This window comes from Amycolatopsis sp. cmx-4-61 (genome assembly GCF_046548775.1).
In the GTDB taxonomy this organism is placed as follows: domain Bacteria; phylum Actinomycetota; class Actinomycetes; order Mycobacteriales; family Pseudonocardiaceae; genus Amycolatopsis.
The window spans coordinates 87,638-100,932 of the sequence record NZ_JAEBEI010000016.1; the positions used below are offsets into that span (position 1 = coordinate 87,638).

At 72.5% G+C, this 13,295-nt stretch carries 12 protein-coding genes and 1 pseudogene; 5 read left to right on the forward strand and 8 right to left on the reverse strand.

The genetic code is table 11. The features are described 5' to 3' along the window. Positions 1–92: 92 nt before the first annotated feature. The 3 genes from ACLJOU_RS34355 to ACLJOU_RS34365 are packed head-to-tail and all read right to left on the reverse strand — an operon-like array spanning position 93 to position 2,351. Entirely contained in the window at positions 93–1,064 is a 972-nt protein-coding gene (locus ACLJOU_RS34355; protein WP_410573417.1) for an ABC transporter permease, read from the reverse strand. Next, a complete protein-coding gene (locus ACLJOU_RS34360) occupies positions 1,061–1,945 on the reverse strand; it encodes an ABC transporter ATP-binding protein (protein ID WP_410573418.1) in 885 nt (294 codons plus the stop codon). Before ACLJOU_RS34360 ends, ACLJOU_RS34355 begins: the two co-directional genes overlap by 4 nt. A gap of 10 nt (positions 1,946–1,955) precedes the next feature. Next, positions 1,956–2,351, reverse strand: coding sequence for a GntR family transcriptional regulator (locus ACLJOU_RS34365; RefSeq protein ID WP_410573572.1), 396 nt, complete (start codon positions 2,349–2,351; stop codon positions 1,956–1,958). 109 nt (positions 2,352–2,460) lie between these two features. Between ACLJOU_RS34365 and ACLJOU_RS34370 the strand changes: the two genes are divergently transcribed. From ACLJOU_RS34370 to ACLJOU_RS34380, 3 genes and pseudogenes are all read left to right on the forward strand, one after another. Then, a complete protein-coding gene (locus ACLJOU_RS34370; RefSeq protein WP_410573419.1) occupies positions 2,461–3,234 on the forward strand; it encodes a cyclase family protein in 774 nt (257 codons plus the stop codon). Then, positions 3,231–4,849, forward strand: a pseudogene (locus ACLJOU_RS34375) (thiamine pyrophosphate-binding protein). Before ACLJOU_RS34370 ends, ACLJOU_RS34375 begins: the two are co-directional and overlap by 4 nt. A 77-nt stretch (positions 4,850–4,926) precedes the next feature. Continuing rightward, positions 4,927–5,910, forward strand: coding sequence for a hypothetical protein (locus ACLJOU_RS34380; RefSeq protein WP_410573420.1), 984 nt, complete (start codon positions 4,927–4,929; stop codon positions 5,908–5,910). Positions 5,911–6,251: 341 nt separating this feature from the next. Here ACLJOU_RS34380 and ACLJOU_RS34385 read toward each other — a convergent pair whose 3' ends face one another. After that, positions 6,252–6,692, reverse strand: coding sequence for an Lrp/AsnC family transcriptional regulator (locus ACLJOU_RS34385; protein ID WP_410573421.1), 441 nt, complete (start codon positions 6,690–6,692; stop codon positions 6,252–6,254). Between the two features lie 148 nt (positions 6,693–6,840). On the opposite strand from ACLJOU_RS34385, the gene ACLJOU_RS34390 reads away from it, so the two are divergent. Further along, positions 6,841–10,206 carry an indolepyruvate ferredoxin oxidoreductase family protein gene (locus ACLJOU_RS34390; protein WP_410573422.1) on the forward strand — a complete coding sequence of 1,122 codons (3,366 nt, stop codon included), beginning with the start codon at positions 6,841–6,843 and terminating at the stop codon, positions 10,204–10,206. Here ACLJOU_RS34390 and ACLJOU_RS34395 read toward each other — a convergent pair. From ACLJOU_RS34395 to ACLJOU_RS34405, 3 genes are all read right to left on the reverse strand, one after another. Next, entirely contained in the window at positions 10,187–10,813 is a 627-nt protein-coding gene (locus ACLJOU_RS34395; protein ID WP_410573423.1) for a response regulator, read from the reverse strand. The two genes, ACLJOU_RS34390 and ACLJOU_RS34395, sit on opposite strands and share 20 nt — an antisense overlap. Positions 10,814–10,878: 65 nt before the next feature. Beyond that, complete coding sequence (locus tag ACLJOU_RS34400) at positions 10,879–11,385, reverse strand: ATP-binding protein (protein WP_410573424.1); 507 nt, start codon at positions 11,383–11,385, stop codon at positions 10,879–10,881. A gap of 108 nt (positions 11,386–11,493) precedes the next feature. Beyond that, a complete protein-coding gene (locus tag ACLJOU_RS34405) occupies positions 11,494–12,135 on the reverse strand; it encodes an FMN-dependent NADH-azoreductase (protein WP_410573425.1) in 642 nt (213 codons plus the stop codon). Positions 12,136–12,217: 82 nt separating this feature from the next. Here ACLJOU_RS34405 and ACLJOU_RS34410 point away from each other — a divergent pair, with 82 nt between their 5' ends. Next, positions 12,218–12,688 carry a MarR family winged helix-turn-helix transcriptional regulator gene (locus tag ACLJOU_RS34410; RefSeq protein ID WP_410573426.1) on the forward strand — a complete coding sequence of 157 codons (471 nt, stop codon included), beginning with the start codon at positions 12,218–12,220 and terminating at the stop codon, positions 12,686–12,688. A 3-nt stretch (positions 12,689–12,691) separates the two neighbouring features. On the opposite strand, the gene ACLJOU_RS34415 is transcribed toward ACLJOU_RS34410, so the two are convergent. Then, positions 12,692–13,294 (reverse strand): SecDF P1 head subdomain-containing protein, encoded by a 603-nt coding sequence (locus tag ACLJOU_RS34415; RefSeq protein ID WP_410573427.1) that lies wholly within the window; start codon positions 13,292–13,294, stop codon positions 12,692–12,694. Position 13,295: the final 1 nt, after the last annotated feature.

The following is a 13,295-nucleotide window of genomic DNA, read 5'->3' on the forward strand; positions in this document are numbered from 1 at the left end:
CCCGCTTGACCCGGCAGATCACCCGATCGGCCGCCGGACCCGGCGCCACCGTGGAGAACTCACGAACCGGCGCCGGCGTCCGGCGGGCGGTGTCAGGCGATCGTGCGCAGCCGGCGGAGGGCGAAGAACACCAGCAGCCCGGCCAGGAGCACGAAGATCCCCGTTTCGATGCCTTGGAACAGCCAGAACCGGTCCCCCGGCTGGTACTGCACCCAGTTCTGGGCGCCGGGGCCCGCCACGGGGTCGAGGCAGCCGCCGGGCGGGCACGGGCCCAGCTGGGCGTTCGGCAGGACCAGCTCCCCCGCCGCGTTGCGGACGCCGACGTCCATCACCCAGTTGCCCGCCGCCGGGTTCGGCGTCTGGTCGCCGCCCGGGGAGAACGTGAGGCTCTGCGCGGGCAGGTACCGCGGCCGCGCCAGCACCTCGATCGCGACGCGGACCGCAGCGAACCCGATCAGGGCGATCCCCATGGCGGGCACGACTTTCCGCCAGTACGTCCCGGCGAAAACGCCCAGCGCGAGCGCGAACAACGTGTACGCGACCGGGACGATCCCCTGGACGTCGAACGAAAGGTAGGCCAGCCGGCCGGCGCTCGCGCCGACCAGCGGCTCGAACCACCACGACACCCCCAGCGCGTACCCGACCGCCAGCACCGTGGTCAGCGCGCCGGTCAGGCCGAACTTGGCCAGCGCCCACTGCAGGCGGGTCACCCCCTGTGTCCACACCAGACGGTGGGTGCCCTGCTCGACCTCGCGGGCGACGAGCGGCGCGCCGAAGAACACGCCGACCAGCAGCGGCAGGACCACGAACAGGATGGCGATGGAGACCATGCCGCCGAACTCCTGCTGGAACCGGTGGCCGAGGCTTTCGCAGCGCGAAACCGCCTCGGTCTGCGTGACCAGCGACGCGCTGCCGAGCGCCGAGCGGCACGTGCCGAGGCCGAGGTCGTCGTACTTCGTGTGCATCGCCAGGCCCGTGGGCACCATGATCGCGGCGAGCGCGGCCAGGGCGGCGAGGGTGAACAGCATCTGCCTGCGGTGCTGCCGCCAGACCAGCCAGATCATGCCGGCACCTCCCAGGCGGACGCCGGGACGCGCGCCTCGGCTTCGGCGAGGTGGCCCAGCACCACGTCTTCCAGGGTCACTCCGTGCTCCGTCCACAGTGGATCGATCGGGCCGTCGCCGCGGCGGACCAGCAGCGTCGACTGGCGTTCGGTGTGCGTGGCCCGGACCACCTCCGCGACCCCGGCGATGGACTCGCTCCCGGCCCGCGGCCCGGTGAGCGTGCGGTGGCCCTCGAGCAGCTCGTCGACCGCGCCGGCCAGCCGGACGCGGGACCGCTGCAGGACGATCAGGTGGTCACAGCTGCGTTCGAGGTCGGCGAGCAGGTGCGAGGACAGCAGGACGGTCGTCCCGCTTTCGGCGACGGCACCCATCAGCGTCTGCATGAACTCGCGGCGGGCGAGCGGGTCCAGGCTGGCGATGGGCTCGTCGAGCAGCAGCAGCCGTGGCCGCTTGGCCAGCGCGAGCGCCAGGGCGACCTGGGCGCGCTGCCCGCCGGACAGCTTGCCGACCGGCTTGTCCGGCGGGATGCCGAGCACGGCGAGCCGGTTCCGGGCCAGCGCGGTGTCCCAGCGGCGGCGGTTCAGCTTGGCGCCCATGGTGACCAGCTCGGCCGCGGTGAAGTCGCGGTAGAGCGGGGTGTCCTGCGCGACGAACCCGATGTCCGCGAGCGCGGAGCGCGGCTCCCGCCCGAAGACGCGCACCTGTCCCTCGTCGGGTTCCAGCAGGCCGACGGCCAGGTGCAGCAGCGTCGTCTTGCCGGCGCCGTTCGGGCCGACCAGCGCGGCGATCCGCCCGGCAGGCACCGCCAGCGCGCAGTCGCGCAATGCCCAGGTGCGCCCGTAGCGCTTGCCCAGCGCCCGGGCTTCCACCGCCAGTTCCATTCCGGACTCCCTACGACAGGTCGTGCGACACCCGGGTGCCGCGGATCGTGGTCTCGATCAGCGCGGCGATGTCGTCGGGCGACATCCCCGCGGATTCGGCGCGCGCCAGCCAGGCCACCAGCTCGTCGCGCAGCTGCGCCTGGTGGCCCAGCGAGGGCCCGGCCAGGCTGCCGGTGACGAACGTGCCCACCCCCGGGCGGCCCTCGGCCAGCCCCTCCAGCACCAGCTCGCGGTAGGCCTTCAGCACGGTGTTCGGGTTGATCGCCAGCGCCTCGGCGACGTCCCGCACCTTCGGCAGCTGGTCGCCGGGCCGCAGCAGGCCGACGCGCAGCGCCTGCTTCACCTGGACGACGAGCTGCATGTACGTGGCCACCCGGGAACGGCCGTCGAGGACGAACTCGATCACCCTGCCCACCCTCCTATTGTCTTACGACATTAAGACAACACCTCCCGGCGCGGACCTGTCAAGGCATAGGGTTCGCCTCGGCGGACGCACCCGGCACCAGGAGGCAGGCATGTCGTTGTTGGACGAACTCGGCAAGGCGATCGCGGGCGGGACGATCGAGATCGTCGACCTCACCGCTCCCCTCAGCTCGAGCACGCCGATCCTGCGGTTGCCGGAACCGTTCGCCAACACGATCCCGTTCCGGCTGGAGGAGATCAGCCGCTACGACGAGCGCGGCCCGCGGTGGTACTGGAACGACATCCACACCGGCGAGCACACCGGCACCCACCTCGACGTCCCGGTGCACTGGGTGTCCGGAAAGGACGGTCATGACGTCTCGCAGGTCCCGCTGAAGACGCTGGTGGCGCCCGCGGTCGTGCTCGACTTCTCGGCCCGGGCGGCCGAAGACCCGGACTTCCTGCTCTCGATCGACGACGTCCGCGGCTGGACGGCCGAGCACGGGCCGCTGCCCGACGGCGGCTGGCTGCTCTACCGCACGGGCTGGGACGCGCGCAGCGCCGACCAGGAGGAGTTCCTCAACGCCGACGAAACGGGCTCGCACACCCCCGGCGTCTCCCCCGGCTGCGCGCGCTGGCTCGCCGAGGAAACGCCCATCACCGGGCTCGGCGTCGAAACGGTCGGCACCGACGCCGGGCAGGCACCGGGTCTGGAGCCGATGTTCCCCTGCCACGAGCTGCTCCTGGGCGCGGGGAAACACGGCCTGACGCAGCTGCAGAACCTGGCGTCGCTGCCGCCGACCGGCGTGCTGCTGCTGGTCTCGCCGCTGCCGATCGTCGGCGGTTCGGGCAGCCCCGCCCGCGTGCTGGCTCTGGTGGAACGGTGAACGTCGCCGAACTGGTCGGCCGGACGCTGGCCGGCCTCGGCGTCGGCACGGCGTTCGGCGTGGTGGGCAGCGGCAACTTCGAGGTGACCAACGCACTGCGCGCGGGCGGCGTCCGGTTCGTCGCGGCCCGCCACGAGGGCGGCGCGGCGAGCATGGCCGACGCGTACGCCCGGATGAGCGGGAAGGTGTCGGTGTTGTCGCTGCACCAGGGCTGCGGCCTGACCAACGCCGTCACCGGGATCACCGAAGCGGCCAAGAGCCGGACGCCGATGCTGGTGCTGACCGCGGACTCCGCGGCCGCGTCGGTGCTGTCCAACTTCCGCATCGACCAGGACGGCCTGGCCGCGGCGGTCGGCGCGGTGCCCGAGCGGGTGCATTCGGCCGCGACCGCGGCGGCCGACACCGTGCGGGCGTTCCGGACGGCCCGCCAGCAGCGCCGCACGGTGGTGCTCAACCTGCCGCTCGACGTCCAGGCCCAACCGGCCCCGCCGGAGGTGCCCCTGCCGGCCGTCCCGGGGCCCGCGCCGGTGCGCCCGGACACCGCTTCGGCGGCGGCGCTGGCCGGCCTCCTGGCGGCCGCCGAGCGACCGGTGTTCATCGCCGGCCGCGGCGCCCGCTCGAGCCGGGAGCCACTGCGGGAGCTGGCTTCGCGGTGCGGCGCACTGCTGGCGACGTCCGCCGTCGCGCACGGCCTGTTCCACGACGACCCGTTCGCACTGGGCATCTCGGGCGGCTTCGCGTCCCCGGTGGCGGCCGAGCTGATCGTGGGCGCCGACCTGGTCGTGGGCTGGGGCTGCGCGCTGAACACGTGGACGACCCGCCACGGCAGGCTCCTCAGCCCGCACGCGAAGCTGGTCCAGGTCGACGTCGAGCAAGCGGCGCTGGGCGCGCACCGCCCGATCGACCTGGGCGTGGTCGGCGACGTCGGGTGCACCGCCACGGACGCGCTCGCTTCGGTTCCGGAGCGCACGGGCTACCGCACGGACGAGGTGGCGGCCCGGATCGCGACGGGCCGCTGGACCGACGTCGAGCACGAGGACCTCTCCGGCGACGGCCGCATCGACCCGCGCACGCTGAGCTGGCTGCTGGACGAGCTGCTGCCGGTCGAGCGGATCGTCTCGATCGATTCGGGCAACTTCATGGGCTACCCGAGCGCCTATTTGCGGGTGCCGGACGAGCGGGGGTTCTGCTTCACGCAGGCGTTCCAGAGCATCGGCCTGGGTCTGGGCACGGCGATCGGGGCGGCCCTGGCCCGCCCGGACCGCCTGCCGGTGCTGGGCACGGGCGACGGCGGGTTCCACATGGCACTGTCCGAACTGGACACGCGGCCCGCCTGGGCCTGCCCCTGGTGGTGATCGTCTACAACGACGCGGCGTACGGAGCGGAGATCCACCACTTCGGCGACGCGGACATGACGACGGTCCGGTTCCCGGATTCCGACTTGGCGGCAATAGCCCGCGGCTTCGGCTGCACGGGCGTGACGGTGCGATCGCCTTCGGACTTGCCGGCGGTGCGTGACTGGCTGGCGGGCCCCCGGTCGGCACCACTGGTGATCGACGCCAAGATCGCCGACGACGGCGGATCGTGGTGGCTGGCGGAGGCGTTCCGCCACTGATCCTGCGCTCCTTGACAAGCTCCGGGTTACTTGTCTTACTGTCCTAGTACAGCAGGTAAACTACCCGAGGAGCTTCCGTGCGACTCTTCCTGGCCGTACTGGCTGCCGCGACGCTGCTGGTCTCACCGGCGGACGCGGCCCAGCAGCGTCCCGATCCGGCGGCCGCACTGCTGGCGGCGTACGACAGCCACCCGATCGTGGCGAAGAGCAGCCCGGACGTGGGAACGTTCGTGTTCGACCTGATCCGCGACCCGAGGTTCCCGGCCCGCGTGAACGACATAGCGGTGGAGTGCGGCAACGCCCGCCTCCAGCCGCTGCTGGACGCGTACACCGCGGGGGCCCCGGTCCCCGAGATCAGCCACGTGTGGCGTGACACCACGCAGCCGAGCTGCGGGTTCTCGACGTTCTACGAGCAGTTGTTCGCGCTGGTCCGCCAAGTGAACACGACGCTGCCGGCCGCGCGGAAAATCCGCGTGCTGGCGACCGATCCCCCGGTGGACTGGAGCCGGGTCCACTCACCGGCGGACCTGGAGCCGTTCCTGGACCGCGACGCGTCGATCGTATCTGTGGTGAAGACGCAGGTACTGCAGAAGAACCGCAAGGCATTGCTGCTGTTCGGGCTGGGCCATTTGACCCACGACGGCGGCAGCGCCGCAGTGGCCCAGCTGGAGCGCTCCTACCCGGGGGCGGCGTATGTGATCGCGGACCACCGGGGGTTCACTGCGGACAACACCAGGTTGGAGCAGCGGTTGGGCCCGTGGCCGGCGTTGGTCCCGCTGCAGAGTTCCTGGCTGGGGGCGCTGGAGACGACGTACTTCCCGGTGAACCGCGACTACCCGCCGGGAACACGCGGGTACCCCGGAGTGGATGCGTACATGTACGAGGGCCCGGCGGACCTGTTGCTGCGGGAACCGTTGTCGGCCCGAGCGGTGCTGGATGAGGAGTACGTGGCGGAGCTGCGCCGCCGGGCGGCCGCGATCGACGCGCCGCCGGATTCGATCGAGTGGCCGGAGACGTTCTTCGCCCGAGAGCGCGCTTCGGGGGTTCTGCTGCGCGGCTAGGGTCGCGCGTCCGAGGTTCGTTGACAGCGGCCCGGCTCAAGCGCCCCAAGGCGGCCTTGGTTGCGTCTGACGCACCCAAGGCGGCCTTCGGTGCGTCTGACGCACCGAAGGCCACATTGGGGCGCCCGGGACCCGCACCCGCGCCCGGCTCCGCGCCCCGGCAACCCCACCCTCCAGGACCGCCACGACCAGATGCGGCCACCGCCGGGCCACCTGCTTCCCCCGCACCAGGAGGCTCGTCAAGCTGCCCTGCATGAACCGAGGCGACCCCGGCGGATAAGGAATCCCGTACACCGCCTCGGAAAGCTCCGGCCGCTGCGCCAGCGTCACGACCTCCACGGCTAACGCGACCAGGATTCCAACGCGATCAACGTCTTCGTCCCCGTCACCTGGTGGTGGCGGCGGATCTCGTCGATCGTCTTCTGCAGGTGGGCCATGTCCCGGACCCGCAGCCACACCAGCGCGTCCGGGTCGCCCGCTATCGTGAACACCGCCTGGGCCTCCGGCATCCTCGTGGTCGTCCGGAGGATCTCGGCCACCTTGGCGTTGCCCACGAACCGCAGCTCGGTGAACGCCTCGATCCCCCAGCCCAGTTTCGCGTGGTCGACCTGGACCGTGAACCCGGTGATCACGCCGCTCTCCCGCAGCCGGTCGATGCGGCGCTTGACCGCCGCCGTGGACAGCGTGACGCGGGCCGCGATGTCGGACAGCGTGCGGCGGGCGTCTTCGCGCAGCAGGCCGAGGATCTCGTGGTCGGTCGCGTCGAGCAGCTCTTCGGGCATGCGCCGGAGCCTACACGCAAAAATCCGCACCAAACCGACCCACAACGCACCGAACTTTGCGTTCGAGGCCCCGAAACCTGCCTGCCCGTTGCGTCACTGTGGTCCACGTCGCATCGTGCTCCGAACACCGACGGAGAGGAGCCGGGCCGTGGAGACGTTCACGCTGGAAGACCGCTATCTGCGGGAGGCGGGGACCGTGCACCTGACCGGGGTGCAGGCCCTGGTCCGGCTGCTGTTCGACCGCGTCCGCCACGACCGGGCCCGCGGTGGGGACCCCGCCGTCTTCGTCTCCGGCTACGAGGGCTCGCCGCTGGCCGGGTACGACCTCGAACTCGGGCGCCGCTCCACCCTCCTCGAAAAGCACGACGTCGTCCACCGGCCCGGGCTGAACGAAGAGCTCGCTGCGACGTCCGTCATGGGCAGCCAGCTCGTCGCGGGCGCCGGCGGACGAAGGGGGGTCACCGGCTTCTGGTACGGCAAGGCGCCCGGCCTCGACCGCGCCACCGATGCCCTCCGCCACGCGAACCTGGCCGGTACCGACCCGCGCGGCGGTGCCGTCGCGCTCGTCGGCGACGACCCCAACGCGAAGTCCTCCACGGTTCCCTGCGCGTCCGAGCTCGCCCTCGCCGACCTGGCCATCCCCGTGCTCTTCCCCGCCGACGCCCAGGACGTCCTCGGCCTCGGCATGCACGCCGTCGAGCTGTCGCGGGCCAGCGGGCTGTGGACGTCGCTGAAGATCGTCGCCAACGTCGCCGACGCCTCGGGCACCGCCACCGTCAGTCCACAGTGGAGCGCACCCGGAATCCCCGGTGGGTACCGCCACACGCCGACCTCCCGCCTGCTCGGTGCCGGCCTGGCCGAGCTGGAACGCAGCTTCTTCACCGTCCGGCTGCCGCTCGTGCTCGACTACCTGCGCGCGAGCGACATCAACCGGATCACCCGGCGCGGCCCGGCCGACCGGATCGGCATCGTCTCCGCCGGAAAGTCCTACCTGGACCTCCAGCAGGCCCTGCGCACCCTGGGCCTGGACGCGGAAGACCACGGCATCCGCATCCTCAAGCTCGGCGCGATCCACCCCGTCGAGCCCACGATCGTCCGCGAGTTCGCCGACGGGCTCGACGAGATCGTCGTCGTGGAGGAGAAGCGCGCGTTCGTCGAAACCGCGCTCAAGGAACTCCTCTACGGCGTCCCGGACGCACCGAGGATCATCGGCAAGAAGGACCACGACGGCCGGACGCTGTTCACCGAGCTCGGCGAGCTGGACCCGGACGGCATCGCCGCCGGGCTCGCCAAGGTCCTGCCGCCGGGCATCCCGTCGGTCGACGCCTACCGGGGACGGCGCCGTCGCGAGCGCATCGCCGTCCCGCTGCTCGCGCGGACGCCGTACTTCTGCTCGGGGTGCCCGCACAACTCCTCGACGAAGGTCGCGGAAGGCACGCTGGTCGGGGCGGGCATCGGCTGCCACACCATGGCCCTGTTCATGGAGCCCGACCAGGTCGGCACCGTCCTGGGCCTGACGCAGATGGGCGGCGAAGGCACGCAGTGGATCGGCATGGCGCCGTTCGTCGACGCGGAGCACTTCGTCCAGAACATCGGCGACGGCACCTTCACCCACTCCGGCAGCCTCGCCGTGCGCGCGGCGGTGGCCGCCGGGGTCAACATCACCTACAAGCTGCTTTACAACTCCGCCGTGGCGATGACCGGCGGCCAGGACGCCGTCGGCGGCCTGCCGGTCGAAAAGATCGCCCAGCTGCTGCTCCTGGAGGGCGCGAAGCGGGTCGTCATCACCAGCGACGCACCGGCGAAGCACCGGAAGCCGCCCGCCGGCGTCGAGGTCCGCGACCGCACCGAACTCCTGCGCACGCAGGAGGAACTGGCCGCGGTCAAGGGCGTCACCGTGCTGATCCACGAGCAGGAGTGCGCGGCCGAGAAGCGCCGGAAACGCCGTCGCGGCAAGCAGACCGCGCCCGCCACGCGTGTGGTCATCAACGAGCGCGTCTGCGAAGGCTGCGGCGACTGCGGCACCAAGTCGAACTGCCTGTCCGTGCAGCCGGTGGACACCGAGTTCGGCCGCAAGACCGCGATCCACCAGTCTTCGTGCAACGTCGACTACTCCTGCCTGGCCGGTGACTGCCCGTCGTTCGTCACGGTCGTGCCGTCCGGCCGCAAGCAGCGCCGGAAGCCGGCCGACCTGAGCGCCGACGCGGTCCCGGCGCCCGCATCGGCCGGAACGGACTTCACCGTGCGGATCACCGGGATCGGCGGTACCGGCGTCGTCACCGTGACCCAGATCCTGGCCACCGCCGCGGTGCTCGACGGGCGGCACGTCCGCACGCTCGACCAGACCGGGCTCGCGCAGAAGGGCGGCGCGGTCGTCTCCGACCTCAAGGTGACGGCGGAACCGGTCGAACAGGCCCCGAAGCTCGCCGCCGGCGAGTGCGACCTCTACCTGGCCTGCGACGCGCTGGTCGGGGCGGACGCGGCGAACCTTGGTGTCGCCGACCCGGCCCGTACCGTCGCCGTCGTCTCCACGACCGAGGTCCCGACCGGCCGGATGGTCGTCGACACGACGGTGTCCTTCCCCGACCGCGGCAGCGTTCTCGCGCCGTTGGAGGCCGCGGCGGCGCGCACGGTCTCGCTGGACGCGCGCGGCCTGGCCGAGGAGTTCTTCGACGACGACCAGTACGCCAACGTCCTGCAGCTCGGCGCCGCCTACCAGACCGGCGCGATCCCGCTGCCCGCGTCGGTGATCGAGCGCGCCATCGAGCTGAACGGCACGCAGGTCGCCGCGAACCTGCAGGCGTTCCGCCGCGGCCGCCTGCTCGTCGCGCAACCCCCGGCGGAAGCTCCCAAGACCGTGGCCACCCCGAAGCCGACGTCGGTGCGGAAGCTGGTGCACGCCGAGCCCGGCTCCGAGCTGGCGCGGCTGCTCGACATCCGGATCCCCGAGCTGATCGCCTACCAGGACAAGGCCTACGCCCGTGCGTACGCGGAGTTCGTCGAGCGGGTGCGGGTGCTGGAGGACGGGCCGACGGAGATCACCGAGGCCGTCGCGAAGCACCTGTACAAGCTGATGGCGTACAAGGACGAGTACGAGGTCGCCCGGTTGTCCCTGGACCCGGCGTTCACCGACGGTCTCGAAGAGCAGTTCGGCGCGGGCACGAAGTACGCTTACCGGCTGCACCCGCCGGTGCTGCGGGCGCTCGGGATGCGGCGCAAGATCAGCCTCGGGACGTGGTTCCGCCCGGCGTTCCGGCTGCTGCACGCGCTGCGGCGGCTGCGCGGCGCGCGCTTCGACCCGTTCGGCCGCGCCGAAGTGCGCAAGGTCGAGCGCGAGCTGATCGAGGACTACCGCACCGTCGTCCTGCGGGCGTTCGAGACCCGGGACCGGGCGCGGGTGCTGGCGCTCGCCGAACTGCCCGACCTCGTCCGCGGCTACGAAGACGTCAAGCTGGCCAACGTGGCCCGGTACCGCGAGCGGCAGGCCGAGGTCCTCACGCCCGCAGGTAGCTGAGCATCGCCCGGGCGCCGTCGGGGACGCGCAGCTTCGTGCTGACGTCCCCGGCGTGCTGCCGCGCCGCGGCGGTGCCGATGCCGAGCAGCCGCCCGATCGTGGGCACCGAATGGCCCTCGGCCAGCAACGCCACGACTTCGCGCTCGCGGGCGGTCAACGTCGCCACGGGGTCGCCGGGCCGGGGCCGCGCGAGCTGGACCGCCACGACGTCCCGGTCCAGGACCGTGCCGCCGGTGGCGACGCGCCGGAGGGCGTCGAGGAACTCGCCGGGCTTGCCGACGCGCTCCTTGAGCAGGTACCCGGCTCCCCCGCCGCCGACGGCCAGGAGGTCGCCCGCGTAGCCGTCTTCGATGAACGCCGAAAGCGCGAGGATCGCCAGGCCGGGCACGCGGCGACGGGCTTCGAGGGCGGCCTGGAGGCCTTCGTCGGTGAACGTCGGCGGCATCCGGACGTCGACGACGGCCAGGTCCGGTTCCGCGGCCTCGACCGACGTCACCAGGTCGTCGGGGTGGTCGACCGCGGCGACCACGTCGAACCCCTCGCTGCGCAGGAGCAGTACCAGCCCTTCGCGCAGCAGGGCGTCGTCCTCCGCGATCACGATCCGCACGACGGCTGCCTCCTCGCGTCCACGTCATCCCCTGCCTGGAGGCACGGACGCGCGGGCGGAAGCGTTCAGCTCTGGCCGGACCAGCCGCTCAGCCGGGTCAGCAGGCGCTCGAGGACCTCGGGATCCGCGGCCACCGGGTCACCCGAGACGGGCTCGTCGACGAGCGTCCGGCGTTCCTGCCGCCGCGGCAGGCGCACCTGCCGCGCGGTCATCCCGCCCGGCAGCGGCAGTTCGCACCAGGTGGTGCGGCCGCCGCCGTCGGCGGGCGAGACGCCCAGCCGCTCGCCGGGCCGGGCCGGGGTGTCCGGCCGGCCGGGCACGTCGTCGTCGACCTCGATCGACAGCACCTCGGCGCGCAGCCGCAGCCGCAGCGTGACGAAGGCGGGCGCCTTCGGGTCACTGGCGTCGATCACCGCCCCGACCATGCGTTTTGCGGTGGCCGTCACCTGCTCCAGCATCGGCAGCAGGGACCAGTCGGTGAGGATCAGGCGGACGAACAGCTCGGTGACCGGCAGCGCACTGGGCTGCGCGACGAGCCGGATGTCGTCCATCTGGGAGGTGTGCGCGCTCAAACCCGACCTTCCTCGCCCGGGTGCGGCAGGTGCCGCACGTCAGTCCGCCCGCCGCGGCACGGTACCGCCCGGGCCGGGCGGTACCGCGGTCGGGTGGGGGCGAGCCGGTCAGACCCGGACCGGGGCCCAGAGCTCGTCGATCGCGCGTTCCGCCGCGGCGAGGCTCTCCTCGGCGAGCGGGATGAGTTCCGCCAGCGCCGGGCGCACCGGGGCCAGCGTCAGTTCCGCGGTGATGAAGCGCGGCTCGAGCCCGGTGAGGGAGACGCCGTGGGGCAGCCACTGCTGGGCGTGGTCCCAGCCCTCGCGGGGCGTGCCTTCGCCGTAACCGCCGCCCCGGCTGGCCAGCACGACGAACTCGCGGCCGCCGAGCAGGCCGGCGTTGGTCTCGGGGTCGACCGACAGGCCCGGCGCGATGAGGTGGTCGACCCAGGCCTTGACGCTGCTCGGCGGCCCGAAGTTGTACAGGGGCAGGCCGAGCAGCACGGTGTCGGCCGCCTTGACCTCCTCGACGAGCTCGACCGTCCGCGCCCAGGCCGCGGCCTGCTCGGGCGTGTGCTGTCCGGCCGGGACCCGGGCGGCCAGCCCGCCGGCCGCGTCGACGTGCGGGACCGGGTGCGCGCCCAGGTCGCGGTAGGTGACCGTGCCCTCCGGGTGCGCGGACCGCCACGCCGCCGCGGCCCGCGCGCTGAGCCGCCGGCTCACCGAGGCGTCGCCCTGGATGCTCGAGTCGATGTGCAGGAGATGAGCCATGTCGTTAGCCGTCCATAGATCGTTGGTGTAGGACAAACTATTGATAGCACATGTACCGTCTGTCTGCCCATATACTGGGCGCATGAGCTCGCTCCCGGTCGTCAACCAGCCCCCGCACCGCTGCGGCGCGCTGGTCGACCACCTCGCGCGCCGGCTCCGGCTGCGCAGCGAGTCGGTGCTGGCCCCGCTCGGCCTGCGGCCGCGGCATCTGATCCCACTCACGGTGCTGCGCGACCGCGGCGGCAGCTCGCAGCAGGAGCTGGCGAAGATCCTGGAGATGGACAGCACGAACGTGGTCACCCTGCTCAACGAGCTGGAGACCGAGAACCTGATCGAGCGGCGCCGGTCCCCCGAGGACCGCCGCCGCCACCTGGTCGAGCTGACCGACGTGGGCGCGAAACTGCTGGCGCGCGCGGAGTTCGCCCTGGCGGCGGTCGAGGACGAGGTGTTCAGCGGGCTGAGCGACGAGCAGCGCGAGACGCTCTACACGCTGCTGCAGCAGGCCACGAGGAAGACGGCCGCGGAGGCCTGCCGGGAAGTCCGGCCCTGCTGAGCCTCAGGCGCCGGTGATCTCCCGCACCAGCTGCTGCGCGCCCGGGCGCGGGGACGTCACCTTGATCCGCACCGTCCCGTCGGTGATGGCCGAGCGGATCACCGCCGTACCGATCACCCGGCCCCGCAAGACCACCGCGAGCGGCTTGCCGAGGTGGTGACCGGTCCACTCGGCCCACGTCGCCGTCCCGGCTTCGGTGAAGCCGAAGGTGATGACGGAACCACCCGTCAGGGGATCGACGCCCGCCTCGACCGAGGCCACTTCCGCGCCGCTGAGGAAGCCGGGACCGAGCACGTACCGGGTGCCTCGCGTGCGGTCGCAGCCGGCCAGCGGCAGCGCCGGGTCGTCGCGGCCGTCGAGCTCATCCGGCTGCTCCGGCACGCACGGCAGCGCTCGCGCGGCGGCGTCCTGGGTGGCGGGGTCCGTGCTCTGCCGCTGTCCCGGCGGCCCGACCGCAGGTCCGGCGGGCAGCTCGCTCAGGACCGGCCGGAACCGCAGGTGCGTCCCCTCCTTGACCGGCACACCGGCCTGGCATCCGGCAACGGCAGCGGCAGCGGCAGCGGCAGCGGCAAGGAGAACGGCGATGGCCGCGAGGAAGATCCGCACG

Bases quoted from the DNA above. Each gene is read 5' to 3' on its own strand.
- ACLJOU_RS34355 (WP_410573417.1), bottom strand. From the start codon at position 1,064: ATGATCTGGCTGGTCTGGCGGCAGCACCGCAGGCAGATGCTGTTCACC.
- ACLJOU_RS34360 (WP_410573418.1), bottom strand. From the start codon at position 1,945: ATGGAACTGGCGGTGGAAGCCCGGGCGCTGGGCAAGCGCTACGGGCGC.
- ACLJOU_RS34370 (WP_410573419.1), top strand. From the start codon at position 2,461: ATGTCGTTGTTGGACGAACTCGGCAAGGCGATCGCGGGCGGGACGATC.
- ACLJOU_RS34385 (WP_410573421.1), bottom strand. From the start codon at position 6,692: ATGCCCGAAGAGCTGCTCGACGCGACCGACCACGAGATCCTCGGCCTG.
- ACLJOU_RS34405 (WP_410573425.1), bottom strand. From the start codon at position 12,135: ATGGCTCATCTCCTGCACATCGACTCGAGCATCCAGGGCGACGCCTCG.
- ACLJOU_RS34410 (WP_410573426.1), top strand. From the start codon at position 12,218: ATGAGCTCGCTCCCGGTCGTCAACCAGCCCCCGCACCGCTGCGGCGCG.